Below are 26,250 nucleotides of genomic sequence, written 5' to 3'. Positions count from 1 at the left end.
GGGCTGTCAAGGCCGCCGGCCTACCATTTAAAAAAACCTATTACCCCTACTTTGATGAAATTCTATGTAATTTGGAGATTGTGGGATACAGGCTCTAATAATAGGGGGTTAAACCGATTAATGTAAAATTTCTATTGTCCAAATCATATATTGCTAGCCTGCTTTTAGAGGTGTTGCCAAAAGAAAAGGCCAGCTTATTGCCATCAGGTGACCAATTATAGGAATGTATCGTCTCTACAAATCCTTCCCCATTGGATTCAATATAATCATTTAATATGAAGTTTTCTCCGCTATTTAGATTAATAATGATTACTTTATCACCATAGTGATAAGACGCATTCACTGCTAAATATTCGTCACTGGCGGACAGGTTTAGGGCAGAAATGGAAATCGGCTTTTCATCAAGCTTAATATCATACTTTTTGTTACCTTTTTCTATGGTCATGGAGATTATAACCGTATCCGATTCATATTTTTCTTCCCCTTGTGACTTTGATTTATTTGCAATAAACGTAATCTCGTCTTCTTTCCAGGTAATTTTATTTTCATTGAGTTCCTTTCTGGGGTTATAGTCGCGAAAGTAATAAAGTGAAGTATCTATTTGACCGGTTTGTTGCCCGTTTCTGTTTTTATCTAAAATATTGGATTCCTGTCCATCGGATTGTGTTAATAGGTCTGATTGTTGTTCAGCTACATCTGCGGTTTTCTGATTCTCGGCACTATTTCGCAACCGAGTGTAAATAAAAAAATAACCATTGAAACTAAAATCACTAAATGTCTCATTAAACCACTCCTTAATTTTTTAGACTACAAGCCTCATTGAGAAAAATTGCTATTTTTTGCGATCTATTAATCCCCTTACCCCTTTTTAACTGACGAGCAAACAATAATCCCGCTTAACCTTTGCATTAAACAAACAAGTTTTAAAACCCAGTTTTTAATCTCAATAGCATGTCAATTTCTTTCTGAAGCCACGGGCCATAGCCGGGCAATAAAATCAAATCCCATTTCGATAGATCATCCGGATTCTGCCTTGCGAGATAGGCATTGGTGATATCATTGGGATCAATATACACCATAACGTCCTTGTGCTTAAAATCATTCATACCCTGTCCAGGCCGGTATGGATTATAATAAAGGCGAATCCAGACTCCTTCATTTTCAACAACTGCAACTTTGTTACCGCTATCTTTTTCGCTTTCTCTTATGATATCAATATCCTTAACGTCAACGTTTTTTTCAAGAGTCGATGAGTCAATGCCAGCACCACCACGGGGAGCTATTATTAAAAGATTTTCAACATCTGAAACTAGAGTACAATAATTCGAATCTTTTTCTTCAAAGGAGAATCTTTCTTTTCCCCGTTGAATCACAATCTTATAAAGTATTCTTTGTTCTTCTGAGTACGTAACGGCTGACTCTGCTGAGCTTGTGTCGGACACAGTATTGGGATTTGTTTGATTAATTTCATCATTAGTTGTTCCGCAAGCCGTATCTAAAATAATAATTAATAAAAGAAAGAATACTGAATAAGCTACAGCCATGTTTTTTTTCACAGAAGGTTACCTTCCTTAATTAATTTTGTTTATCTTCAAATATCTACTGCTAATAATAACCTGACTTGTTAAAATATTTTAGGGGTCTGATGGTGCAAGCGAAATTAAAATCAAGAAGTTTCACTCCTTTCTATAAATATAGACGTTGGAAATGGAGAAATCGTAGGATCGAATTGAAAATTTTTTAATACCCCTTAATAGGATTAATATCCCAGCAAAGAATCTAATGTTATCGATTTTTCGTTATTGATTTTTACTGAAGGGAATTAAAGAGGATACAAGGGGCGAGGTTTTTGAGAGACAGAGTTATTGAGTGCACCGCAACCCCGCCACCATGACAATTTTCCCCATAACAAACCTACCTTTTGAGTATTTATGTGAAAAATAAAATACCAATATTAATAAATTCATGCTGAAAGAGTAAAGCGTCCTTTTTCGCATGCAGGTAACCGGAAAATTAAAAGCCCCCCGTTTTACTGAAACGAAGGGCTTTCAATTAAGCTATTGGTTTGTTGGATACATCAGCAATATATTTTTGCATAGGTTATCACCTGCCGTTTTATATTTCCATTTTATACTACAACTTATCTTAAGTTATAGTTCATTACAAAAATTGTTTTTTCTTTATCTCCAAACTTTTTATTTACCCTACCAACTTCTTTGTATCCAATATTAGTCCAAAATTTGTACGCTCTGTGATTACCCTCCACAACACCTAATCTTAATATTGCAGCTTTCGATTCAAGTGCAATTTTTTTTATAAAATCATTAATTTGTTCTCCCAAACCTTTTCCTCTTTCATCGGGATCTATTATCATCAAGCCTATAGTCCATTCATCTTCAATTTTATAGCCTCTTATAATATCAATTACTGCAATTAGCCTTGCACAATCATTGTATACACCTAGAACCAATTTATCTTTTTTTGCCTTATTCGGCGGCAATTCATTTAGGATTTCATTGCCACAATTACTATCAGGGATTCTTTCTTCCATAATTAAGAAGTAATCCCCACATCGAATACATAATTGCTGGATATCGATTTCATCTTTTAACGAAAGCTCTCTTATCAAATGTTCATTATTGGCATTCTTAATTTTTTCTTCTACTCTCATGATATTACTCCCCTGACGCCCTCCATTTTTACCTTATCATACCGCCGTGAAAACTTAATTTGTATATGCCGGTTACATTAAAATATATCTCCTCATTCCCGGTAAAATTTGATAAATTCCCCTGCCAAAAACATCTATAGGTGAATTCCTTGTGTTCAAAAACTGCCGGCCCTCTAAACGGATATTCCAGGGGAACTACCTTTAAAGCACTTTTTAAGCAATGGCTAAATCCTTCCGGGATATCAGGGACCAGCATCTTGCCATAGTAGTTCATCCCCCATACAGGCACTTGATTTTCAAAAACCGCTTCCTCACCGATAAAATTCGCACTCCCAAGATATGTGTCTATATAGTGCAAGTCGCCTTCAGCATAATGCAAATCCTTTGAACTTAGCCTTGATGAAACAGATAAGGAACCGTCTCCGGCGTATGTATTCTTTTTTGCTTTAACCAGAAATTCTTTTAAAGCCAGTTCTGTACAATTCATTGTCTATATCAACCCCAACTATTTCATTTTAATCCAATGAATCCTTCTATCCTTCCTGAAGCCCGTTTTAAGGGCAAGGCTCATGGATTTTTCATTTTCCTCTTCAATATGCGCATAGGGTACTTCACCAATTTCCAACAACCTCTTAATCATAGCAACAGTTATATCCTTACCGTACCCTTTTCTCCTATATCCTTCCAACACATTTAAAAATCCGATTGCTCCGTCATCATGTGTAAGTGCCCAGGCTACTAGTTTTTTGTTCTGCCAAATACCACATCCTATGCCGTTTTGAATCCTCTCAACAATATAATCCATTGAGATATATTCTTGATATTTAGAATACTTATAAAGAAGACTTGGTTCAGGTGGGGTTTTGACCCCACCTGAACCTTAGTCGCACTTATTTCGAGTTTATCGCCGCTTAACTCCCGCCTATAGAGGCGAGAGTCTTAGCGGCGGTTAACGAGATAAATCGTTGGAGCATCGGAGATAGATAGTGGAATACATTTAAATTGACTTGGCTGCAGCCGGGCATTGCTGTCATACACCAGTTTTATGCAAGTTAACCGGGACCGAATCTCCCTGTCCTTTACGATATACGGAAGCATCCAGTCCTCCAATACAGCAAAGCACTTATCTTCTTCATCCAAATCTTGTATGAGTTGTTGAAACTCATCTTCCGATTTGCTGCTGATATAGACCCAATCCTCATCACTTCTACCGCAAATCAACACAGATTCGCCAACAATAGATATCCTATGTACTGGATATTTTTTTATAAAGTTAATGATATTGATATTTCTCGCCTTATCTTTGGTAAGATGTACCAATGAATTTTCCCTTAACTGCTCCAATATCCTTCCATCCATTTCTTGGTAGCGCATTAACACCCACTATCCTTTATAAGTCATATAAACAACTTATCAACAGACAATGGCAACATGGCAAAAATATATTCTTGCAAATAGCAACTAATACCGGGTACCATAATTGACAAGGGGCCGGGCAGATTTCACCTTTAAATTGTTTTCAATATATGGTTTAGTGCGATTAACCTTATAGCATATATCATAGCAAAAAATGAGTTTAACGGAACCCTGTTTAAAAGAAAGTGCAAACTTTGTTCCTCCGCTATGCCGGTTTATCCCGGCGCTTTGGGACCGTTTCCACTTGCCTTTTTGTAAGCTTCTTTGACCTGGCGGAAATCTTCTCTGATGGCAGCTAATTTCTCTTCATCATGAAACACAGCAGCGGGGTGATAGGTGGGCATCATCATGATGCCACCTCTTTCAAACCACTTGCCGCGCACCTCGGTAATTTTCGCTTTGGGATCAAGCAAGGTTTTTGTGGCCAGGGAACCGAGACAGATAATGATCTTGGGCCTGATCAGCTCGATTTGTTTTTTCAGAAAGGGCACACATGCACTGACCTCCGCCTTCTTGGGGAGCCTGTTTTGGGGTGGCCTGCATTTGATCACCCCGGTAATGTAAAGATCCTCCCGCCGGATTCCGACTTCAGCAAGAATTTTGTTCAGGATGCGCCCGGCAGGGCCGACAAAGGGCCTCCCGGTCTCATCTTCCTTCTCTCCCGGGGACTCGCCCACCAACATCAAGCCGGCACGGAGGTTACCCTCTCCGAACACCACGGAATGCCTGGTTTCTCCCAACGTACAACGCTTGCAGCCCACCGCGCGGGCAGTTAAATCCTCCACTGTCAATTCGTTTGTGATCAGCGGACTTCCCCCCACTCTTCTTCCAGCATTTCCCGCAGCATGCGGCCGTTGATGGCCGCCTGGCCCCGGTAGTGGTTATTCATGCTGATGAAGGTTTTCTCCGTTTTGGCGGCCAGCTTTTTGATCCAGGGCACCCACTCTTTTAACTCTGCCTCGGAATAAAGATAATCGTAACGCTCGTGGGTTTCTTTGTGCTGCCACCATTTTTTGTAGTTCCGCCCGTGAAAACGAACGTAACCGACCCTGCTGGTAGCCCTCACCACCGGAGGCACTAACGTTTTGAATTGAGGCTCGTCCACGCAAACATAACCCAGGTCCTGATCCTCCAAAAGCTCGAATACGTTTTCATCCATCCATTCTTCATGGCGGAACTCCACAACTACCGGAATGTCTCCCAGTTGGTTCCGGAATTCCTTCAGGTAGTCAATGTTTTCATCCCGGTAGCGAAAACTGCTGGGAAACTGGGCCAGCACACATCCGAATTTTTGAGCCTCCACCAGGGGCTTGAGGGCTTCCTTGAACTCGGTAAATTCCTTTTCGTTGTCCTCCCGTACGTGGGTTAAGCTTTTATGGGCTTTGATCACAAATTGAAAATGTTCTTGAGTTTTAGCCTGCATGTGATAAAGCATAAACCGGTTGGGCATGCGGTAATAGCTGGAATTGATTTCGGCAAAAGAAAATTCCTTGGCATAAAAGTTCAGCATTTCCTTTTTATTGATTTCCTTGGGATAAACCGGACCTATCCAACTATCGTAACTGTATCCCGCCGTACCAACCAGAATCATGGCCATATCCCCTCAGAACTAAGAAGTTTTGTTTAGCAAATATCACCGTATCCTTCATTCTTCAAGCGAACCTTGCGCAATGTTTTCACCGGTTCCCTCATTCCGACTTCTGACTTCTGACTCCTGACTTCTGAGTAGTGTCAGGGAGCGGATGCTTTCAGCTATGACCTTGGGCTGTTCACCTTCAAAGCATAGTTTTCCCTTGATTAGTATGCCTTCGGGGTTCAGTTCATATAAGTATTGTTTGTAAGTGCCGGGAAATAAAATTACTTCCACCTGTCCAAAGGGATCTTCCAGCAAAAGAATCAGCATATAATCCTTATTTCTGGTCGGTTGCCGCCGGCTGCTGACCACCGTCCCGGCAACAGTTACGCTGTTTCCCTCACGGAGACCTTTTAGTTTACCGGTCATGGTGATTTTATGCCTGGTGATCATCCGTTGATACCTGGCAAAGGGATGTTCCGCGATCGAAATTGATAACAGCTCCCGTTCCAGGCGCATTTTCTCCTCCCGGGAGTAGTCCGGGACATTTAAGTTGTACTCAATCCCGGAGTCTTTAGCCATCAGGCCGAGATCCATAAAGCTTAGCTGTCCCGTTTGTCTGGTTTTTTGTGCCGCTCTTACGGCTTTTAGGACCCCTTCTGCACTTGCCAGCAATTGAGGCCGGTTTAAGCCCAGGGAGTCAAAGGCGCCGGCGTTGATCAGGTTTGTTAAAACCCTCCTGTTGACCACTCTTGTATTTACCCGGGAACAAAAGTCATAGAAAGAAGTAAACTCTGCTCCCTGTTTTTTGGCTTGCAGGATTTCACGCACGGAGTGCTCACCAACCCCTTTAATGATGGCCAGCCCTACCCGGACGGCTTCCCGATCAACCGTAAAATAGGCTGAACTGCGGTTGATATCCGGGGGCAAAATCTTGATGCCCCTTCTTTTGGCCTCCTCAATGTAGACGGAAAGATTATAGTATCCCGTCTGGCTGCTCAAAAGAGAAGCAAAATATTCTTCGGGATAGTTGGCTTTTAAAAAAGCCGTCTGATAAGAAATGCAGGCATAGGCCGTACTGTGCGCTTTATTAAAACTATACCCCGCAAATCGAGTTAAAGATGTATAGATTTTCCGGGCTTCTTCCGCACTGAAACCATTATTCAGGCATCCCTGGATAAACTTCTGCTCGTGCCTTTGCAAATCTGTTGACTTCTTCGCAACTGCCCTGCGCAAGAGATCCGCTTCCCCCATCCGATACCCGGCCGCAAAATTGGCCACCTGCATCACCTGCTCTTGGAACAAAACGATCCCGTACGTATCTATTAAGACCGGCTCCAGGCTTGGATGAGGGTAAACAACAGGTTCTTCTCCGTGCCGGCGTTTTAAAAATCGTTCCACCATACCGCTGTCCCAGGGTCCGGGACGGTACAAAGCCAAAAGAGCAATTAGATCCCTTATGTTGATTGGTTTTAGCTTTTTCATAAGGCTTCGCATACCGGAACTTTCCAACTGAAAACAAGCCAGGGTCTCGCCATTTTGCAGCAAACGGTAAGCAGCTGGATCATCGGCAGGTATTTGCTCCGGCGTTAATTGAAGTCCCCTGTTTTTTGCCACAAGTTTCAGCGTATCGTCGATAATAGTGAGGTTTCTGAGACCTAGCAGATCAATTTTGAGTAGACCCAAGGCTTCGAGACTTTCGGGACCGTACTGAGTGACGATTTCCCCTCCCGGGGCGAGTTGGAGAGGAACTGTTTTTTGAAGACTCTCCTGGCTGATCACGACCCCCGCGGGATGGATGGAGCGATGTCTGACCCTCCCTTCCATACTTCTGGCCTTTTCAATTAAAGTTCGCCAGGGTTCTTGGTGGATGGGGAGTGTTTTAAACTCGGGGAGGGTGGAAAGAGCATGTTCCAGCCCCCCCTTACCGGAGAAGTGAGGCAAATTATTTGCCACTAAATTAATGATTCGCTGAGGAACACCCAAAGCCTTTCCTACATCCCGGATGGCCCCCCTGGCTCCCATGGTGCTGAAGATTCCTATCTGTGCTACATGCCCGGCCCCATATTTTTGATGGATGTAGGAAAGCACTTCGCCCCTGCGTCGTTGGCATAAATCCAAATCAATATCCGGCAGGTCTGGTCTTTCAGGGTTCAGAAAACGTTCAAAAAAGAGCTGATTTTCAATCGGATCAATGCTGGTAATCCCAAGGGCATAGGCAACCAAACTGCCACCCGCCGAGCCCCGGCCCGGCCCTACAGGGATCCCCTTTTGCCGGGCAAAGTCCACCAGATCGGCAACAATTAAGAAGTAAGGAGCAAGTTTCATTGCGCCGATGATTTGAAGTTCCCTCTCCAGGCGTTGCCGGATTTCCCCGGTCAGGTTGGTATAGCGCTTGCTCAACCCTTGTTGACAAAGAGAAGCGAGATAGTCATCATGGGTAACCCCTTCAGGCAGCGGAAAGAAAGGTAAACGGAGAGAGCCAAGAGGTAACGCAAGGTTGCATGAAGCACTGATTTTTAACGTGTTCTCAATGGCTTGCGGAATTTCCCGAAAAAGATACCTCATTTCCCCGGCAGATTTAAGATAAAACTCTCCGTTAGGAAGTTTAAGGGGATGCGGAGCCTGAATGGTTGGCAATGTACCGATGGAGACCAGTAGTTCATGGACAGAGGCGTCTTTACGGTCAAGGTAGTGAACATCGTTGGTGGCCACCAAAGGTATCTTCGTTTCCCCGGCAAGTTCCCTAAGTAATTGGTTGCACCTGATTTCTCGGCTTAAGCCGTGATTTTGAAGTTCCAGATAAAAGTTGCCGGGACCGAAGATGGCCTGGTATTCCATGGCTTTTTCCCGGGTCCGGGCGTACTGCCCTTGGAGAAGCAAACGGGGGATCTCTCCCGCTAAACAGCCACTCAAGGCAATCAGCCCGCCTGCATAGCAGGCGAGCATATCCTTGTCCACCCTTGGTTTATAATCAAGTCTTTCTAAATGAGAACGGCTCACCAGCTGAACAAGATTCTCGTAACCGGTACGGTTTTTTGCCAGCAGAACTAAGTGAAAGTCTGGAGCAAGATAAATCTCACAGCCAATAATGGGCTTAATCCCAGCCTGACGCGCCAACTGGCAAAACTCGATGGCTCCATGAAGACCACCATGGTCTGTGAGGGCCAGTGCAGGCATGGATAATTCCCCGGCCCGGGCGGCCAGTTCCCTCAGTCTGCAGGCACCGTCCAGGAAACTGTATTCAGAATGGGTATGCAAGTGCACAAAGGTCATCAAAAAGCCCCCTTTTCTAAGGAGAACATGGGTTCTGGCTTGATTATACCTCGGGGGCAAGGCTGGTTAACAGAAGCAAATTGTGGAAGACGGTAAGATATGGCTATGATCGATGGCGACCCGTAAAACGCGCACTTTGGCCGCTATGTCTTCGGCCCCGACAATTTCCGTTACCAGAGCTATACGGCGGGCACCTCTCCGGGCAACCTCACTGATATTATGTTCTTTGATTCCGCCAATGGCAACGAAGGGTATATCCACGTTATTTACGGCATAATCCAAATATTCGAGCCCCACCGGGGCGCACACGTCCTTTTTGGTTTTAGTGGCAAAAATCGGCCCCACGCCGATGTAGTCCACTCCGCTGCTTATGGCTGCCCGGGCCTGGGCGGGGGAATGGGTGGACATGCCGATAATCATTTCATCCCCCACCAGTTGGCGGACTTGTTCCGGCGGCAGGTCATCCTGGCCGATGTGCACACCGTCCGCCCCAACCAGCAGGGCCAGGTCAACGTGGTCATTAACAATAAAAGTGACTCCGGATTCCCGGGTTATTTCCCTGATCTGCAGGCATTCATTGTATTTCTCGCGAAGCGTTTTTTCTTTTTCCCGGTACTGGATCACTTTGATCCCGGCGGCAATCATTTGCCGCGCCACTTCAAAGTTACTTCTGCCCCGGGAATATTCCCCGGCGGTAATGCCGTAAATATCCGCGGTCAGCAAACCGGCCAATCCGGGTTTATTGTTCATGGTATCCCCTCCTTATATCATCTGCCAGTCCTTGAAAACAGGCTGATAACCGTGATTGTAGATTACCCTGGTCATGGCTGCCACGTCCCGGTCGTCGGAAATGTCAAACTGCCCGGCGGATTTTTCCGAATCAGTACGTCCCCCCACCGCCGTGCAGGACCCCGCGGACATTTTAGTAGCTCCCAATTTAATTAAATGTTCCCGTAGTTCCGAGCTTTCCCGGGTGGAAATGGTAATCCCTCCCCGGGGCATAAAAAGCCGGAAGGCCAGAATATATTGCACCAGGTTTTTGTCGCTAACCGGCACCCGGGGTGAAAATCCGCCCGGGTACGGCCGCATCCGTGGAGGGGACATGCTGACCTCGACATCGGGAAAGCCGTTTTGTAAATAGTTGGCGTGCAGCCCGGTGAAAAAAGCCTCGGTTCGCCAGTCGTTCAATCCGAGCAAAGCGCCGACGTTCACCGACCTCATCCCCGCCCGGCAGGCCCGCTCCGGGGCTTCCACCCTGAAGCGGTAATCCCGTTTCGGTCCTGCCGGATGCACTTCCAGGTAAACCTCTTCATTGTAAACCTCCTGGTAAATGGTCAGACTATCCACCCCCGCAGAAAACAGCTCGGCGTATTCTTCTTCTGTAAGGGGATATATTTCAATACCTATGGAGGTAAAGTATTTTTGCAAAACACCGACACATTGTTTGATATAACTAACCGGAGCATGTTTCCTGGACTCGCCGGTCAGGATTAAAATATGTTTTAATCCCGTGCCCGCGATGATTTTAGCCTCGGCTTCCAATTCTTCAAAGGACAGTTTTTTCCGCTGATACTTGTTTTGGATTCGAAAACCGCAGTAGATGCAACTGTTCACGCAGTAATCGGCCAAATACAGGGGAGTATAAAGAAATATGACTTTGCCGAAATGTTGTACCGTAAGCTGGCGAGACTTCCGGGCCATCTCTTCCAGGCAGTTTTCAGCCCGGGGCGATAGCAGGGCCAGGTAATCCAATTCTGACAGGCGGTTTTTGTTGATAATCTTTAATATATCGTTATCCGTCAATTGATTTAAAAAAGATGTAAAGTCAAAAGTTTTATAGCGCTGGTACTCATGGCAAAAACTCATCGAACCCATCTCCTTCTACTCGTCCCTTAAAAACCCCGTGAGCGGCGAAGAGGCCCGGGCATATTCGTGCACATCCCCGGGATTCGCCAAAAACGCGGCCCGCCCCGCTTGCACAGCCTTACAGAAGGCCCGGGCCATGGCCACGGGAGCGCCGGCCGTTGCAATGGCGGTATTCACCAGCACCGCGGCAGCCCCCATCTCCATGGCTTCAGCCGCCTGGGAGGGACGTCCGATCCCGGCGTCAACTATAATCGGCAGGGAAATCTCTTCAATCAAAATCCTGATCATTTCCTTTGTTTTTAAACCGCGGTTACTCCCTATGGGCGCACCCAGAGGCATAACCGCCGCAGCGCCTACTGCTTCCAATTTCCTGGCCACCATTAAATCGGGGCTTACATAAGGCAAGACGACAAATCCGTCGGCAGCCAATTCCTCTGTAGCTTTAATCGTTTCATAATTATCGGGCAACAGATACCTGTTATCTGATATCACCTCGATTTTAACCCAGCTACCGCATCCCGCCGCCCGCCCGAGTTTAGCAATGCGCACAGCTTCCCGGGCGTTGCGGGCACCTGATGTATTTGGCATTAAAATACAGTCCCCGGGAACATAATTGATAATGTTTTCCTGGGGGAAATCGGGGTCCACCCGCCGCAGGGCCACTGTCACCACCTGCGCCCCCGAGGCTTTAACTACATCGGGGATCATATGGGAAGGGAATTTTCCCGTCCCCAGGAATAGGCGGCTGGCTAACTCCCGTCCACCGATTACCAATGGCTCTTGCACTATTATCAACCTCCTCCTAACAATTGCAGGATTTCCAACCTATCTTCATCTTGCAATTTGATTTCTGGCCAAACATCTTTTTTAATTAGCTGGTGATTATATTCAACTATGATTATGTTGGGGTTAAACTTTTTTTGAACCACCAGGTCGGCTACGCTCAGACCGTCTTCAACATCAATAGCTTTACCGTTTAAAATAATTTGCATGCCACCACTCCCGAATAATTTAATTAAGATGAAAACTGCGGGAAAATCAAAAAGCGCACCCCATAGGTCAGGTGCGCATCACTTATTATTCCTTCCCTACGCGGGCATTACCCCGATCAGGTTCATGGGTCAGGTGCTCGCCAGCCCTTTCTCAGCCCATAAAATGAGCTCCCCAATAAATATTCAATTTCTATTATTATATAGATTCTAATACCACTTAGTCAATACGCTACCTTATTTTATAGATCTAGTAAGCAAACACATATTCAACCTGTATAGCATTTTTTAGGGAAAGGTTTTTCCTTTAGAAGGTCAGGGGGACAGAGTTGTTAATGTCAACAACCCTGGCCCCCTGACATTTAAGCAGCGAGTCAATCGGCCTATCCCGCTTCTTTTTCTATATTTGCACCTGTAAACTGACTCTGGTAAAGGTCCGCATAGAAGCCGTCCTGCGCCAGCAGCTCATGGTGGCTGCCTGTTTCAATGATACTGCCGTTATTCATTACCAGGATCAAATCAGCGTCCCGGATGGTGGATAGCCGGTGGGCAATCACAAAACTCGTCCGTCCCCTCATCAGTGCTGTCATCGCCTTTTGGATCAAGATTTCGGTTCTGGTGTCGACGTTGCTGGTGGCTTCGTCCAGAATCAGGATGGCCGGATCGGCAAGAATTGCCCTGGCAATGGTCAGCAGTTGCTTTTGACCCTGCGAAATATTCGAGGCTTCCTCATTGAGGATGGTGTTATAACCATCGGGCAGGGTCCGGATAAAGTGGTCGGCGTGCGCCGCTTTGGCTGCCCGCACAATTTCTTCTTCTGTGGCTCCCGCCCGGCCATAGGCGATATTTTCCCTGATGGTGCCGTTAAAAAGCCAGGTGTCCTGCAGCACCATGCCGAAAAGTGTACGCAAATCACCACGTTTTAGATCGCTGATATCGACACCGTCCACGGTGATTTTTCCGGCATTTATCTCATAAAAACGCATCAAAAGGTTGACCAAGGTGGTTTTGCCAGCGCCGGTCGAGCCTACGATAGCAATGGTTTGACCCGGTTTGACATCGATATTCATATCCTCCATCAGAGTGACGTCTTCTTGGTAACCGAACCGAACATTTTGGAACCGGACCTCCCCTTGCGGGAAATCGACCCTCTTTGCATCTACCCTGTCCGGAATTTGTTCGACCTCGTCCAGCAGCTCAAACACCCGCTCGGCGGAAGCCACCGTAGACTGGATGATATTGGCGATATTGGCCATCTGGATGATGGGATGGGTAAACTGCCTGGAGTATTGGATAAAGGCCTGCACATCACCGATTTCAATTGTCTTTTTCATGACCAGAATACTTCCCACAACGCAGACCAAAACATACCCGATGTTGCTGATAAAGTTCATCAGCGGAAAGATGATGCCGGAAACAAACTGGGCTTTCCAGCCCGCATGATAGAGCCTTTCGTTAATATCATCGAACTTGGCGATGGATTCACTCTCCCGCCCGAAGGCCTTGACAATCTGGTGACCGGTGTACATCTCTTCAACATGCCCGTTGAGTATTCCAAGTTCTTTCTGTTGGGCCGCAAAGTATTTCTGAGAGCGCTTGGCGATTATCGCCGTCACAACAAATGAAAGCGGCAGGGTGACAAGCGCAATTAAAGTCATTAGCGGGCTGATGGTCAACATCATAATCAGAATACCGCCAATTGTCACAATCGAACTGATTAACTGGGTCAAACTTTGCTGCAAAGTAGAGCTGATGTTGTCAACATCGTTGGTAACACGGCTTAATATTTCACCATGCGTGCGTGAATCAAAAAATTTGAGCGGCATACGGGCCAGTTTGTCATTAACATCATTGCGAATATCAAAGACCGTCTTCTGAGCCACCCCGGCCATGATATATTGCTGCAGGTAGCTAAAGAAAGCGCTGAAAATATATAACCCGATTAAAAGAAACAGTATCTGCGCAATGTACTCAAAGTCGACCATCGCTCCGGGCACATGATGATATTTCATCATGACGCCCTCGAACAGTTTGGTGGTGGCTTTACCCAGTATTTTCGGGCTCACGATGCTGAAAACGGTGCTGAGAATGGCCATCACAAACACGGTCAACAACCTGAATCTGCGGGGTTTCAAATAGCCGAGCAACCTTTTCATGGTCCCCTTAAAATCTCTGGCTTTTTGCACCGGCATACCCATTTGCCCCCGCATCGGGCCTCTGCCGAAGCCTCCGCCGGGCCCTCCGGCCGGTGGTCCCGGCGCTCTACGTTCCGTCCTCATGCTATCTCCTCCCCGGAAAGCTGTGAGAATACAATCTCACGATATACTTCACAGGTATCCAAGAGTTCCCTGTGGCTGCCGATACCGGCAATTTTACCTTCTTCCATGACGATGATCCGGTCGGCACCCATCACTGTACTGACCCTTTGGGCCACAATCAGCACGGCGGCGTCGGCTGTTTCCTTTCTGAGCGCGGCGCGCAGCCTGGCATCTGTTTTATAGTCCAAAGCAGAGAGGGCATCGTCGAAAACATAGATTTCCGGCCGTCTCACCAACGCTCTGGCGATGGCAAGACGCTGTTTTTGTCCACCCGAAACGTTGGTGCCCCCCTGTGCGATCACTGAATCAAAGCCATCCTTCATGCCGGTGATAAATTCGGTGGCCTGGGCTGTTTCAGCGGCACGCCTGACCTCTTCATCCGCGGCATCTTCTTTGCCGTACCGGATGTTATCAGCAATGGTGCCCGTAAAAAGCACTGCATTTTGCGGTACCAGCCCTATTTTGGCTCTCAGGCCTGCCTGGGACATCTCCCGCACGTCAACGCCGTCGATTAAAATGCTACCCCTGTCAATGTCGTAGAAACGCGGGATCAGGTTGATTAAAGTCGATTTCCCCGAACCGGTACCGCCGATGATGGCCGTGACCTCGCCGGGGCCGGCTGTGAAGGAAATATTGCTGATCGCGGGCTGCTCGGCGCCGGGATAGCTAAAGGTAACGTTTTTAAACTCTACAAAACCCCTCTGGCCGGCGGCATGCTTAACTTTTTCAGCGTCTTTGATTTCGGGCACGATATCAAGCACTTCATTAATCCTTACGGCGGAAGCCTCCGCCCGGGGGAGCATAATAAACATAAAGGAGATCATAATGAGCGAAAACATAATTTGCATGGCATATTGCAAAAATGCCATCATATCACCTACCTGCATATCGCCGTGGTCAACCCGGATACCGCCGAACCAGACAATGGCGATGGTGGAAAGGTTCATCACCAGCATCATCACAGGCATTAAGACGGCCATAAGCTTATTGACCTTAATGGCTGTGCCGGTCAGGTCGCTGTTGGCCGCGAGAAAACGTTCCCGCTCATGGTCGAGGCGGTTAAAGGCGCGGACGACTCTTATGCCGGTAAGGCCTTCGCGCACAACCCGGTTCAATTTGTCGAGATTAACCTGCATGGCCTTAAAAAGCGGCACACCCTTACGAAATATGAGCAGGATCGTACCGGCCAGTACCGGCAACACCACGACGAAGACCAGCGATAACACGGCGTCTTTGGAAACCGCCATAATAATGCCGCCGATACTCATCATGGGCGCGCTGACCATCATGCGCATCATAACAACCAATACTTGCTGTATCTGGGTAATATCGTTGGTGGTCCTGGTAATCAGAGAGGCTGTGCCCAGTTGATCAAACTCATGGAGCGAATAGCTCTCCACCCGCGAAAAAACCATGCTGCGCAGATTTCTTCCCAATCCTGTGGCTACTCTGGAAGATAAAAAGCTCGCTGTAATCATACATAAAGCACTACCAGCGGCGAAAAGCAGCATTAATCCGCCGATCCTGAGAACGTACTGATTATCGCCATTGACGATACCAATGTCCACAATATCGGACATCAAAGTCGGCAGATACAGGTCGGCAAGGGATTGCAAAAGCACCAGCACCAGGACGGCAGCAACAGACCAGGCGAATGGTTTTAAGAATCTTAATAGCTTAATCATTGCTATACCTTCTCCTGTTAGTTAGTAATTCACCTAAAAAGGCAAGTTTCAAATAAAGCTAAGTCCGGTTTTTATTCTTCCCTGTCCAATAGTTCCCTCAGGGTTCTAAATCCTTCAAGGATTTTCATTTGTTCCCCGGCCGTGGCCCGGTTAAATACACCCACAACACCTGAAAACATCCGCTGCGTCATCATGCTATTAAAGTGGTTTCTGGCCAAATCGGTTAACGATACTTTGGTAATACGCCGGTCCCGGGGGTCTTGAATACGTGTTGCCAGTCCCTTACGTTCCAACCTGTCCACGATTCCCGATATGGTACTGTGCGAAAGACCGACTTGTTGACTCAATTCCTTCACGCTCAAATCACCGTGTCTGAATAAGTATCCCATAACAATTCTTTGAGGGATTGTATATCCGTCTGCCATTGCCCGGGACTTTACTCCGTGACGCAACGCCCTATGCAGAAATAGCAAATGCTCAACCAGTTCTTGACTTACCCTGTCTTCTTTTAACATTATCCGCACCCCTTATATTTACGTCGCATTGCGACGTGTCGTACCACAACACATTATAGTGGTTATATTATCCTTTGTCAAGCAACCTTTATTTCCCACAAGAAAAGCGCGCTAAATCAGTTCCCTTAGCGCGCGCTTTTCAGTACTTTTTTCCTTAACACTGGCCATACATATGGCCAGTATACTTTCCTAAAGTATAAAAAAAAGTCCCGGAATCAATCACAATTTTTCCACGGGACACCTGACTGTCTATTCTATGTATATAGTTTTTATCGAAGCTAAAGAACCGATACTTTATGCGCTTGATTTACGAACCGGAGGTTCGAAGTCTGCCAAGGGCTGCTGCTTCAGCTGTCAATAATTGACCAGTTTATTTTTTAATAGGCGAATATCTATATCGTGTTGACCTATCTTTTCCAATGTGTAGCGTTTAGTTTCATTATCAATTTCCTCTTTATGCTTTAAGTGGTCTAAGATCATGTTTACGCTATTTTCAATATTGCTTATTCTTTCTTCATTGCGTTTTACGCTGCCCTCCAAATAATTCAATCTTTCCTCGTTTCTTTGGGCAATAGCTTTGGTTATAGATACGTTTTCTTCTAATCCCCTCATAATCTGATACATTTCATCCTGTCTGCTTTTAAGGCCCCTGATTTCTGTTTCAAGACCGTCAACCCGGGCTTCAAGATTGTCAAACCTAGTTTCAAGATTGTCAAGCCGGGTTTCGAGATTGTCAAACCGGGCCTCAAGATTGTCAAACCTGGTTTCAAGATTGTCAAAACGGGCCTCAAAATTGTCAAATTTACCATTTAAAGTTTTTATTTCTCCCAGTATTTGTTTCAGTATTTCTTCCATACGGCATCCCCCCGTTTGGCTGGTGGTTAATATTATACATGAGTTAATTGGTAAGTACAACCAAACAATCTCCGGTTAAGCACCCGGTCGCCTGTTACTTGACCGCACTTTCCGTTGAAAGCAGGGCTGGAGAATGACAAGGAGACGGAGTCGTTTACATCCGAGTTAGCCTGAGGATATATCAAATAAAGCACGCTTTAATGATGCGTGCTTTTCTCTGTTACTTTGTTATTTAGCGCAAGATAATTAGATAATAACCAACCGCTAAAATAAAGCGATAAACTGCAAAAGGTGTTAGTTTAACCCGCTGCAGCAATTTTAAAAAGCCCACGATGGCCAACACAGCGACCACGAAAGAAACCACAAAACCAATGAGCAACGTTACCATAAAATCCGGGGTAATCAAGGACCAGGATTTAAGCAAATCATATCCGGTGGCAGCAATCATTACCGGCACAGCGATGATAAAGGAAAATTCAGCCGCTGTTTTATGATCCATCCCCGCCAACAAACCACCTGAAATGGTGGCACCGGAACGGGAAAATCCAGGCCAGAGGGATAGACACTGGGCCAGCCCGATAACCAAACACTGCCTGAAGTTTATTTTATCCAGGTCAGTAGAAAAGGTTAGGATGGGTATGCGTTCTGCCACAATCATCACAATACCGCCGATAAGCAAACCAATGAGGACAGTCTCTGCTGAGAATAAATATTCTTTAATGATATCGTGAACCAGGTAACCTAAAATCAATGCCGGCAGGATAGCAACAGCTATGTGCATCCAGTTGAGTTCATGCTGCTTCATCTTGAAACCGCTCATAATGTTTTCAAAGGTGAAAAAACGCCTGAATCTTTCCCGGTATAACACCACCACGGCCAAAATCGCTCCCAGTTGGATAAAGACCTCAAAGGTGGCAGCCTTTGCTCCTGTAAAATTCAGCAATTCCCCACTTAGAATCAAGTGACCGGTAGAGGAAACCGGGATAAATTCAGTGAGGCCTTCCACAATACCAAGAATAACAGGCACTATATATTGTTCCATCGGCAAATCCTTTCTTTCGTTCCCTTTCTAGTTTTTTAGCAAGTCAAGTATAAGTATATTACAGTTCTGCTAAAGCAACAAGATTAGGATGATACTGCCGAACAAAAATAGCTAAACTTACCTCGGTTTTGCAGAGTATCCCGGCTTATACCGGCAGCAGGTCAAAAAAAATGCCCCGGCAATTGATATAATCTGTCCTTAATTTTACTTATATCAGTTTTTATTACTTATATCAGTTTTTAGCAAAAAATTGTGCTTTTAATATTTTAACGGATAATATGATCCCTGTTATTGATAGCATAATTAAACCAATAGCTGCTATATCAAGAAAAACAGCAATGTTTGTACTACCTATTCTTCCTTGATGCAGGTTCCTGATAAATCCCATCAGGCTATTGTTATTGCTAAAGCCTCCACCTTGTGGTACCGGTCCCTCAACAAGTACTGACTCCTTAGAAGAGTTAACCATATTCGCTTTTTCCCAATGGCTGCCCTGCTCTATCGCTGGTTGGTTTAATCCGATAAGCCACGGCTCAAGCATAATAAGCCCTGTTGCAGCCTCTATCAGTATTAAAATAGAAGTAAATAGGCCAATCCATAAATGTAATTGACGACATTTTTTAAACAATACTCATTTCCTCCTAGAAGAACGAATTAGTAGGATTTACTTTTCAAAACGCAGCGCTTCGATGGGATCCAGCGCCGCAGCCTGCTTGGCGGGATAATATCCGAAAAATACCCCAACGGCCGCGGAAAAGCCAACTGACATCAAAATTGAAGCTAAAGTTACTGAAGTCGACCAGCCGCCCAGCACTGACAATAGCTTTGACCCCGTCACCCCCAGCAATACCCCGGCGATTCCTCCCAACATACAGAGCACCAGGGCTTCCACCAGAAACTGGTTGCGGATGTTGCTGTCAGTGGCGCCCACCGCCATGCGCAGCCCAATTTCTCTGGTTCTTTCCGTAACAGATACCAGCATAATATTCATAATCCCTATGCCGCCCACCAGCAGGGAAACTGCGGCAACACTGGCCAGCATCATCGTCATTACTGCCGAGGTGCTTTCCACCGTTTCAATCAGTTCAGCCTGATTTCGAACGTTAAAATCGTCATCTTCATTATTTTGAATATCGTGCCTTTCCCTGAGCAAGGTCTCAATACTGCTCTCAACGAACTCCATACTATCCTGGGATTCCGCCTGCACGTTGATCTGGCTGACATATTTTTGCCCCAGCATCTTTCGCTGGGCCGTGGTCACCGGGATATAAACAACATCATCCTGATCCTGACCCATCATGGAGGCTCCTTTACTGGCCAGCACCCCCACCACCGTATAGGATAGCGTATTAATCCGGATTTTGGTCCCCACGGGGTCTGTGCCTGCCGGGTAAAGGTTATCCACCACGGTCTGGCCCAACACCGCCACCGGAGTAGCCTCGTTAACATCTTCATCCGTAAAGAAAGAGCCTGAGGCAGTGGCAAAATCTCTTATCTGCTGCAGTTCCGGCGTGGTTCCGCTGTATTGGGAGGTCCAGGTCCCGCTGCCATAGGCGATGGTGGCGCTGCCCCCTACTACGGGAGCCACATTGGCCACCATATCGAGCTTTGCTATGGCCCGGGCATCATCCAGAGTAAGGGTGTTGACGCTGCCCCCCGCTCCCCGAACGGGCCCCCGCTGCTCAGCTCCGGGCATCACCATCAGCATGTTTGAGCCCATACTGGAAATCTGGTCGGTTATTCTTTTGCCGGCCCCCTGCCCTACAGAAATCATAATTATCACTGCGGAGACGCCGATGATTATGCCCAGCATGGTCAGAACGGAGCGCAGTTTATTGGCCTTAATGCCGTTTAAAGCCACTTCCAGGTTACTTTTAAAATTCATGCCTCTACCTCCGCATCATCCACCGGAAGGGCCGCCAGCTCCTCTGCGGCGCTCCTGGGATTGGGAACCTGGACATCACTGACTATGCGCCCGTCCTTTACTCTGATAATCCTGCCGCAGTGCAGGGCTATATCCTCTTCGTGAGTAACCATCACCACCGTAATGCCCTTTTCCCAATTCAATTTCTGGATAACGGACATTATTTCGACACTGGTCCTCGAATCCAGCGCGCCGGTGGGCTCGTCCGCAAGAACCATTGCAGGATTGTTCACCAGTGCCCTGGCTATAGCCACCCTTTGCTGCTGGCCGCCGGACATCTGGCTGGGAAGATGATCCAGGTAAGCTGAAAGCCCCACCCAGCCGAGGGCTTCCCGCGCTCTATCTTCCATTTCTCCCTTTTCCACGCCGGCATAAATCATCGGCAGTTGAACATTCGCCTTTACAGTAGACCTGCCCAACAGGTTAAATCCCTGAAATACAAAGCCTAATTTTTTGTTTCTAATGGCAGCCAGTTGTTTTTTATCCAGCTGCGACACATCCTGGCCATCAAGGTAGTATGCCCCTTCGGTGGGTCTGTCCAGACAGCCGATTATATTCAGCAACGTGCTTTTGCCGGAACCTGAAGCTCCCATTATAGCCACCATCTCACCTTCCCTTACGGTCAGGCCGATGCCTCTTGCCGCATGAATCAGGGTCCCCCCCAGTTGATAGACCTTTTTTATTCCTTCCAGCTTAATTATAGTTTTCAATACCCGCCACTCCTTCTTTGATAAAGAAGACTTGGTTCAGGTGGGGTTTTGACTCCACCTGAACCTTAGTCGCACTTATTTCGAGTTTATCGCCGCTTAACTCCATTAGTTGGGGACATTCCTGTCCCCAGAGAAATACCCAAGCTTCAGCAGGTGTGTCCCCTTTCCTTATGCGAGGCGGGAGTCTTAGCGGCGGTTAACGAGATAAAACTCAATTTCCACCGGGCGGCGGCATTCCGCCGGGCATGCCGCCGGGCATGCCCTGGCTGCTTCCGGACTTTTCCCTGGTGTTGGTGGAAGCGGCTTTTGGTTCCGCAGCCTGGCCTGTGGAACCGACAATAACTGTCTCTCCCTCACTTAGCCCGCTAACCACTTCATAGTTGGTCAAGTCGGACAATCCCAGCTGCACTTGCTTGGGCTCGGGAGAGCCTGATTTGCCCGGCACCAAAACAACAGCGCTTTTACCCGGTTCACTTTCTTCAGTTGCCGGGGCATTTTTTTCCGCCGGGGCGCCCATTGGTTTAGCTGCGTAACTTTCCGCATAGGTTACGGCTCCCTTGGAAATGGTCAGAACATCTTCGCTCTGCTCCACTATGATTGTCACGTCAGCGGGCATACCGGCTTTTAATTCACTGTAATTTTCGTCCAATTGTATCATCACGTCATAAATTTGGACGTTGGACTCCGTAGTGGCCGTGGGGGAAATGCTGCTCACCTTCCCGGCAAATGTTTTATCCGGGTATGAGTTTACCGTAAATTCCACCTGCTGCCCCACCTTGGTCTTACCGATATCCCCTTCGTTTACCTTGGCTTCCACCTGTAGTGCTTCAGAAATCACTTCCATAAAGCCATCGCCGCTGGTGTTGTTGTTATTGGCGGTTGCCCGCTGGCCCTCCGCCCCGTTAATCGAGCTGACAATGCCATTAATGGGACTGATCAATTTGGCATCGGAAAGCGACCTTTGAGCTACCTGCAACTGCGCGCCGGCGCTTTCCACCTGTGCAGCCGCGGAAGCAATACTTTCTGCGCGGTTCCCTTTCTGCAGGCTTTTCAATGACGCCTCGGCCTGTTTTAAACTGGCCTCCGCATTATCATAATCCGCTTTTATCTGATCGAGCTCCGACTGGGCTAACGCCTCGGCCTGGTATAAAGCCTGGTTTCTTTCCAGAGTGGCTTGGGCCAGATTATAACTTGCCTGAGCCATGCTCACTTTTGCCTCAGCCTCTGCCAATTCTTCCTGTGTGGCGCCGTTCTTCAGCAGCGCCAGATTAGCCGACTGGCTATCAAAGTTTGCCCGGGATTGCATTACGTCCGCCTCCAGGTTATCGGTTGCCAACTCGGCCAGAAGTTGACCCGGTTCTACTTTGTCACCGACTTTGACATAAATCTTTTTGACTATTTCAGCATCCTTGAAGCTCATACTGATTGTTTCCACCGGCTCTACCGTTCCGCTGGCGGAAATGGTGCTGGTGATGTTGCCGCGCTGCACGGTACCGGTCAGGTAATTTTCGGACGCTTTCGAGGGCGCGCCCAGAATAAAATAAAGGGCCAGCGAAATCCCGGCGGCCGCTAAAAAACCCAATATGAGCTTTGTCTTTTTTATGTGGCCGGTTAGAGACCCCAAGCTCATGAACAATGATTTGTTAACGTTTTGCAATTTGGCATCCTCCAGTTACTAAAACATTTTTTCCCTTGTCTTCTTTGGATCATACTCCCTAAAACTGAATTGTCGCTTAAAAATAACTGAACATTAATTGAATAATGGCTGAATATATGCTGAAAAAAACAACGGCATTCATACACGGATAAAACCGTGTAAGCATGCCGTAATTGATGTTTGGCCGATATAACGTTTTAGAAACACTCAGATTATGCGCTGAAGCCGGATATGAAACGCACAGCCTTCTCCTTCCCGGCTTTCAACGCTGATGGTTCCTCCATGAGCGTTTACAATTGATTTGGTGATCGCCAAGCCTAAACCGGACCCGCCATATTTGCGTGTCCGGGAGGAATCGCTGCGATAAAAACGATCAAAGACGTGAGGAAGGTGAGCAGCGCCGATCCCCGGTCCGTTGTCTTGCACGGACAATTCCACACCGTTGTTCCCGCCGCATAATGAAATGTGGATATGGCCCTTTTCAGGGTCGGTATGCTGCACCGCATTGTAAAACAGATTTAAAATCACCTGTTTCATTTTATCCGAATCATATTGGCATTTCACATTTGGTTCGATCTGTAAGTCAAATCTTCTGTTACCGGCCAGAATACGAAGCTGCGGCTCCATATCCCGGATAACGGCATCCAACATGCCTTCTGCAAGCTCAAGGCGAGGTGTGCGGTCCAGCTTGGCCAGGAGCAAAAGATCATGCACCAATTTATTGAGACGCTCCGATTCACCGTGCATGCTTTTTAACGATTTATGCAGCTGATCCGGTTGATTGGCCGCACCGCGGAGCAGTACCTCTAAAAATCCGTGAATGGAGGTTAGCGGAGTACGAAGCTCGTGCGAAGCGTCCGCTATAAAACGGCGCATCTGTTCCTTGGTCTCCCTCTCCGCTGCAAAGGAAGCTCCCAGCCTCTCCAACATTCTATTAAAGGATTCTGCCAAACGATCGATCTCCATCTGTCCCTGCCGGGTTGGAAAACGTTTGGCCAGATTGCCGGCATCGATTTGTTCCGCGGTATCCACCATGTTAAATAAGGGAACCAACGTTCTTTTAAGTATCGGTGAAAAGCCAAGCAAACCAATCAGCATGGCAATGAGAGAAAGGAATAAAAAAGTAAGCAGTTGGCGGATAAGCAGTTCCTTGAGCGGGCTGGTCAAAGTACTTGCTTGAATGAGGCCAAACACCTGCCCGTGGTCAATAACCGGCTGCAATACCAGTAATTGCTCCACTCCTCCGGCATCAATTATTTTATAGCTCGGCCCGGGGTTTTTCTCCCTTTCATCCAAATGCTCCGGCGTAATCAAACCAGGAGGCTCTATACTGCCGGGCCCGTTTCCTCCGGCATCATTAATTCTTGGCAGCTCATCCCGGGGGATTTTGCTCAATTCAGCCAAATACTCCTCGGCAGCCAATCTCGGAGGCTTGCTGCTGCCAGGCCCGGTTGATAATATGGAATAATTCCCCTCCATATCTATAAATGCCAAACCTGCCTCTGGAATAAAAATAGGAGGGTGCTCAGGGTCGTTTTCCGGGCTTACGCCGTGATATTGCCAAACCTTGCGGGGAATTGACGTGACCTGGGTCTGCAGGCTGACAGCCTTATTTCTGTAAATGACCTCCCGCATAAAAATATATTGCAGCAGGCCAATAAGCATCAGCAAAACGGCAAGGATTAGCAGTGACCGGGATAACAGTTGAATTCGGAGTGAGTTGGGAGCAAAAAAAGATTTAAATCGAGTGCTTTTATTTTGGTTCATGGTAAATCAACCCGGTACCCCGACCCACGCAATGTTCTTATCAGTTGATGTTCTTTGTCATGTAATTTATCCCGCAATGACCTTATATACACCTCAACAATATTTTCCTCCCCTGCAAAATCATAGCCCCAGACTTTATCCAAAATCATAGTCTTACTTAAAACCAGCCCGTGATTAAGAACTAAAAATTTAAGGAGCTCATACTCTGTTGGAGACAGCTCCAAAACCCGGTTTTCGAACCTGATTTCTTTGCGGCGGTCATCAATATGAAACGACCCGATTACGACTTCCCCAAATAAGTTTGGAAATTGGTTGCGTATTCTGGCATAGATCCTGGCGAGCAGTTCCTCAAAACTAAAGGGTTTTACCATGTAATCATCGGCTCCTAGATTAAGTCCCTTCACCCGATCATCCACTTCGTCCCTGGCCGTAAGCATAATCACCGCCACATTTTCCATTTTTTTAATCATCCGGCACACTTCAAAACCGTCCATACCGGGCATCATAACATCCAGTATGACGACATGAGGCTGGAATTGTTTCATCAGTGTAATGGCTGTCATGCCATCCTGGGCGGTTTGTACTTCAAATCCTTCATTTTGTAAACCCAGCTCTAAAAATTGTAATATATTCGGCTCATCGTCCACCAATAATATCTTAATTCCCTTTAATTGTCGCATTTACCGGCCAACCACCTTTATCCAGGCACCTTTATATTGAGGACATTCACAGCTAGGGACATTCCCCGAAAGGGCGCGTCCCCTTTTCTAATTACCGTCAAAAATGTTTTAAGTCAAAATGTTTCAATATGTTTATATTATCTGGGCCATAACTGAAACAGAACTGAATAAAAACTGAAAGTTTGTTGAATATCATTTATTCCTACCCTGAAAAAAGTTTTTAAGTTACTTGTATCTGGCGCTCCGGTGGTTCCCTCCGTGCGCTGCGCAATTTTCCTTATAGCTGATATTGTTACTTGTAGTATAACGCTTGCAACTGTTAGCATGACGTAACAATATGGATGCATCACATCCTGCTTGTGATAACGCTTATAATAGGAATGGTGATTATACTGGCTAAAGTAGTAACAAAAATCATTTCTGTTGCATATTCAACATCCGACTGATAGGATGTGGCTATCATAGCAACCGTAGTCATGGACGGAAGTCCGACAATTATTGTTAAAATTGTTCTCGGCGTCTGCGGCAAGAACAAGCCCAGCAGCAAATATACAATAACGGGCATTAACAGCATTTTACCTATTGTCAAAACAAATATACTCGGCTTTGTGATCACTTTTGCCACCGCAACATAAGCCAGAGCGCCACCTAAATACATTAGCGTTAAATATTTGCTGGTACCTCCTATTCCTGATATCATATTCATAAGTAGAACCGGCACGGGAATCTGAAAAATATTTACGAAAAAAGCGCTAAACAAAGCAACCGTAGTGGGATTTATCATGTTTTTAACAGCACTCAAAGAATTTGAACTTTTCTGATGCCTGCTGCATAAATAAACCCCCAATGTCCACAACAGCGCCATGTCAATTATAGTGTAGACAGATATACAAACCTGCGCAACCGGCTCTTTAAATATTTCCAGGATCAGCGGTATCCCCATAAAGCCCATATTGCCAAAGGTTGCGAGAGCCACAAAGATATTTGCAGTCTTACCTTCAAGTTGGCACAGTTTACTCATTACCACCCCGACCAGGATAAGCAAGGAAAAACAAAATATTACTCCTAAGGCAAATCTGCCGCTAATCAAAAAATCCTTTGCTGTAACTCCGGTTGCAACAATACTAAATATCAAAGCGGGAAGAATGATTTTAACTATCAGCTTGGATAGAAAATTTAGTGCGTCCTTGGTAAAAATATTTGCTTTGGCGGCAATAAATCCTATTAACATGAGTATTGTAAATACAATAATCTGATTAATTACAATAACTATTTGTTCAGTCATTCGTTTAAACCTTTCCCTTTT

Annotated in this window: 25 protein-coding genes and 1 riboswitch; all 25 genes read right to left on the bottom strand. The window is 46.3% G+C overall.

The annotated features are described in order from the left end of the window. Positions 1–94: 94 nt before the first annotated feature. On the bottom strand, positions 95–730 hold the full coding sequence (locus BM056_RS07995) for a hypothetical protein (protein ID WP_092470468.1): 636 nt from the start codon (positions 728–730) through the stop codon (positions 95–97). A gap of 193 nt (positions 731–923) precedes the next feature. Further along, positions 924–1,556, bottom strand: a complete 633-nt coding sequence (locus tag BM056_RS07990) for a hypothetical protein (RefSeq protein ID WP_092470466.1) — start codon at positions 1,554–1,556, stop codon at positions 924–926. A gap of 584 nt (positions 1,557–2,140) precedes the next feature. Next, positions 2,141–2,671: a GNAT family N-acetyltransferase gene (locus BM056_RS07985; protein ID WP_092470465.1), complete on the bottom strand. Its 531-nt coding sequence runs from the start codon at positions 2,669–2,671 to the stop codon at positions 2,141–2,143. Between the two features lie 28 nt (positions 2,672–2,699). Then, complete coding sequence (locus BM056_RS07980) at positions 2,700–3,158, bottom strand: DUF5680 domain-containing protein (RefSeq protein ID WP_092470463.1); 459 nt, start codon at positions 3,156–3,158, stop codon at positions 2,700–2,702. 18 nt (positions 3,159–3,176) lie between these two features. After that, positions 3,177–3,476 (bottom strand): GNAT family N-acetyltransferase, encoded by a 300-nt coding sequence (locus BM056_RS07975; protein ID WP_092470461.1) that lies wholly within the window; start codon positions 3,474–3,476, stop codon positions 3,177–3,179. Positions 3,477–3,610: 134 nt separating this feature from the next. Beyond that, a complete protein-coding gene (locus tag BM056_RS07970) occupies positions 3,611–4,045 on the bottom strand; it encodes a hypothetical protein (RefSeq protein ID WP_092470459.1) in 435 nt (144 codons plus the stop codon). 257 nt (positions 4,046–4,302) lie between these two features. Beyond that, complete coding sequence (locus BM056_RS07965; protein WP_337833492.1) at positions 4,303–4,872, bottom strand: uracil-DNA glycosylase; 570 nt, start codon at positions 4,870–4,872, stop codon at positions 4,303–4,305. 17 nt (positions 4,873–4,889) lie between these two features. Then, positions 4,890–5,678: a DUF72 domain-containing protein gene (locus tag BM056_RS07960; protein ID WP_092470456.1), complete on the bottom strand. Its 789-nt coding sequence runs from the start codon at positions 5,676–5,678 to the stop codon at positions 4,890–4,892. Positions 5,679–5,732: 54 nt separating this feature from the next. Then, on the bottom strand, positions 5,733–8,936 hold the full coding sequence (dnaE, locus tag BM056_RS07955; protein ID WP_092470454.1) for a DNA polymerase III subunit alpha: 3,204 nt from the start codon (positions 8,934–8,936) through the stop codon (positions 5,733–5,735). Between the two features lie 66 nt (positions 8,937–9,002). Next, a complete protein-coding gene (thiE, locus tag BM056_RS07950; RefSeq protein ID WP_092470452.1) occupies positions 9,003–9,686 on the bottom strand; it encodes a thiamine phosphate synthase in 684 nt (227 codons plus the stop codon). A gap of 12 nt (positions 9,687–9,698) precedes the next feature. Further along, positions 9,699–10,802, bottom strand: coding sequence for a 2-iminoacetate synthase ThiH (thiH, locus tag BM056_RS07945; protein ID WP_092470450.1), 1,104 nt, complete (start codon positions 10,800–10,802; stop codon positions 9,699–9,701). Between the two features lie 15 nt (positions 10,803–10,817). Next, positions 10,818–11,588, bottom strand: a complete 771-nt coding sequence (locus tag BM056_RS07940; protein WP_092470448.1) for a thiazole synthase — start codon at positions 11,586–11,588, stop codon at positions 10,818–10,820. Positions 11,589–11,593: 5 nt separating this feature from the next. Continuing rightward, on the bottom strand, positions 11,594–11,794 hold the full coding sequence (gene thiS, locus BM056_RS07935; protein WP_092470446.1) for a sulfur carrier protein ThiS: 201 nt from the start codon (positions 11,792–11,794) through the stop codon (positions 11,594–11,596). A 76-nt stretch (positions 11,795–11,870) separates the two neighbouring features. Further along, positions 11,871–11,979, bottom strand: a riboswitch (TPP riboswitch). Positions 11,980–12,174: 195 nt separating this feature from the next. After that, a complete protein-coding gene (locus BM056_RS07930; protein ID WP_092470445.1) occupies positions 12,175–14,070 on the bottom strand; it encodes an ABC transporter ATP-binding protein in 1,896 nt (631 codons plus the stop codon). After that, positions 14,067–15,794: an ABC transporter ATP-binding protein gene (locus BM056_RS07925; protein ID WP_092470443.1), complete on the bottom strand. Its 1,728-nt coding sequence runs from the start codon at positions 15,792–15,794 to the stop codon at positions 14,067–14,069. Before BM056_RS07925 ends, BM056_RS07930 begins: the two co-directional genes overlap by 4 nt. Positions 15,795–15,865: 71 nt before the next feature. Continuing rightward, positions 15,866–16,309: a MarR family winged helix-turn-helix transcriptional regulator gene (locus tag BM056_RS07920; protein ID WP_092470441.1), complete on the bottom strand. Its 444-nt coding sequence runs from the start codon at positions 16,307–16,309 to the stop codon at positions 15,866–15,868. A gap of 354 nt (positions 16,310–16,663) precedes the next feature. Beyond that, the gene (locus BM056_RS07915) at positions 16,664–17,164 is read right to left on the bottom strand and encodes a hypothetical protein (RefSeq protein ID WP_092470439.1); all 501 of its coding nucleotides are present in this window, start codon (positions 17,162–17,164) and stop codon (positions 16,664–16,666) included. Between the two features lie 232 nt (positions 17,165–17,396). Further along, entirely contained in the window at positions 17,397–18,206 is an 810-nt protein-coding gene (locus BM056_RS07910; protein WP_092470437.1) for an undecaprenyl-diphosphate phosphatase, read from the bottom strand. A gap of 232 nt (positions 18,207–18,438) precedes the next feature. Beyond that, positions 18,439–18,834, bottom strand: a complete 396-nt coding sequence (locus tag BM056_RS07905) for a PepSY-associated TM helix domain-containing protein (RefSeq protein WP_092470435.1) — start codon at positions 18,832–18,834, stop codon at positions 18,439–18,441. Between the two features lie 36 nt (positions 18,835–18,870). Further along, positions 18,871–20,091 (bottom strand): ABC transporter permease, encoded by a 1,221-nt coding sequence (locus BM056_RS07900; RefSeq protein WP_092470433.1) that lies wholly within the window; start codon positions 20,089–20,091, stop codon positions 18,871–18,873. Further along, a complete protein-coding gene (locus BM056_RS07895; protein ID WP_092470431.1) occupies positions 20,088–20,840 on the bottom strand; it encodes an ABC transporter ATP-binding protein in 753 nt (250 codons plus the stop codon). Before BM056_RS07895 ends, BM056_RS07900 begins: the two co-directional genes overlap by 4 nt. Positions 20,841–21,051: 211 nt before the next feature. Continuing rightward, the gene (locus tag BM056_RS07890; protein WP_238456355.1) at positions 21,052–22,497 is read right to left on the bottom strand and encodes an HlyD family secretion protein; all 1,446 of its coding nucleotides are present in this window, start codon (positions 22,495–22,497) and stop codon (positions 21,052–21,054) included. 207 nt (positions 22,498–22,704) lie between these two features. Further along, on the bottom strand, positions 22,705–24,264 hold the full coding sequence (locus BM056_RS07885) for a sensor histidine kinase (protein ID WP_092470429.1): 1,560 nt from the start codon (positions 24,262–24,264) through the stop codon (positions 22,705–22,707). Continuing rightward, on the bottom strand, positions 24,261–24,944 hold the full coding sequence (locus tag BM056_RS07880; protein WP_092470427.1) for a response regulator transcription factor: 684 nt from the start codon (positions 24,942–24,944) through the stop codon (positions 24,261–24,263). The genes BM056_RS07885 and BM056_RS07880 overlap by 4 nt, the downstream gene beginning before the upstream one ends. A 346-nt stretch (positions 24,945–25,290) precedes the next feature. After that, entirely contained in the window at positions 25,291–26,229 is a 939-nt protein-coding gene (locus BM056_RS07870) for an AEC family transporter (protein WP_092470423.1), read from the bottom strand. Positions 26,230–26,250: the final 21 nt, after the last annotated feature.

It is taken from the genome of Desulfotruncus arcticus DSM 17038 (assembly GCF_900113335.1).
Classification (GTDB): domain Bacteria; phylum Bacillota; class Desulfotomaculia; order Desulfotomaculales; family Desulfallaceae; genus Desulfotruncus; species Desulfotruncus arcticus.
The sequence above is the reverse complement of the archived record's forward strand: the minus strand, read 5'-3'. Positions and strand labels throughout refer to the sequence as shown.

Coding starts and splice junctions, on each gene's coding strand:
- BM056_RS07985 (WP_092470465.1), bottom strand. CDS start 2,671: ATGAGAGTAGAAGAAAAAATTAAGAATGCCAATAATGAACATTTGATA.
- BM056_RS07980 (WP_092470463.1), bottom strand. CDS start 3,158: ATGAATTGTACAGAACTGGCTTTAAAAGAATTTCTGGTTAAAGCAAAA.
- BM056_RS07975 (WP_092470461.1), bottom strand. CDS start 3,476: ATGGATTATATTGTTGAGAGGATTCAAAACGGCATAGGATGTGGTATT.
- BM056_RS07970 (WP_092470459.1), bottom strand. CDS start 4,045: ATGCGCTACCAAGAAATGGATGGAAGGATATTGGAGCAGTTAAGGGAA.
- BM056_RS07960 (WP_092470456.1), bottom strand. CDS start 5,678: ATGATTCTGGTTGGTACGGCGGGATACAGTTACGATAGTTGGATAGGT.
- dnaE (WP_092470454.1), bottom strand. CDS start 8,936: ATGACCTTTGTGCACTTGCATACCCATTCTGAATACAGTTTCCTGGAC.
- thiE (WP_092470452.1), bottom strand. CDS start 9,686: ATGAACAATAAACCCGGATTGGCCGGTTTGCTGACCGCGGATATTTAC.
- thiH (WP_092470450.1), bottom strand. CDS start 10,802: ATGAGTTTTTGCCATGAGTACCAGCGCTATAAAACTTTTGACTTTACA.
- thiS (WP_092470446.1), bottom strand. CDS start 11,794: ATGCAAATTATTTTAAACGGTAAAGCTATTGATGTTGAAGACGGTCTG.
- BM056_RS07930 (WP_092470445.1), bottom strand. CDS start 14,070: ATGAGGACGGAACGTAGAGCGCCGGGACCACCGGCCGGAGGGCCCGGC.
- BM056_RS07925 (WP_092470443.1), bottom strand. CDS start 15,794: ATGATTAAGCTATTAAGATTCTTAAAACCATTCGCCTGGTCTGTTGCT.
- BM056_RS07920 (WP_092470441.1), bottom strand. CDS start 16,309: ATGTTAAAAGAAGACAGGGTAAGTCAAGAACTGGTTGAGCATTTGCTA.
- BM056_RS07915 (WP_092470439.1), bottom strand. CDS start 17,164: ATGGAAGAAATACTGAAACAAATACTGGGAGAAATAAAAACTTTAAAT.
- BM056_RS07910 (WP_092470437.1), bottom strand. CDS start 18,206: ATGGAACAATATATAGTGCCTGTTATTCTTGGTATTGTGGAAGGCCTC.
- BM056_RS07900 (WP_092470433.1), bottom strand. CDS start 20,091: ATGAATTTTAAAAGTAACCTGGAAGTGGCTTTAAACGGCATTAAGGCC.
- BM056_RS07885 (WP_092470429.1), bottom strand. CDS start 24,264: ATGAACCAAAATAAAAGCACTCGATTTAAATCTTTTTTTGCTCCCAAC.
- BM056_RS07880 (WP_092470427.1), bottom strand. CDS start 24,944: ATGCGACAATTAAAGGGAATTAAGATATTATTGGTGGACGATGAGCCG.
- BM056_RS07870 (WP_092470423.1), bottom strand. CDS start 26,229: ATGACTGAACAAATAGTTATTGTAATTAATCAGATTATTGTATTTACA.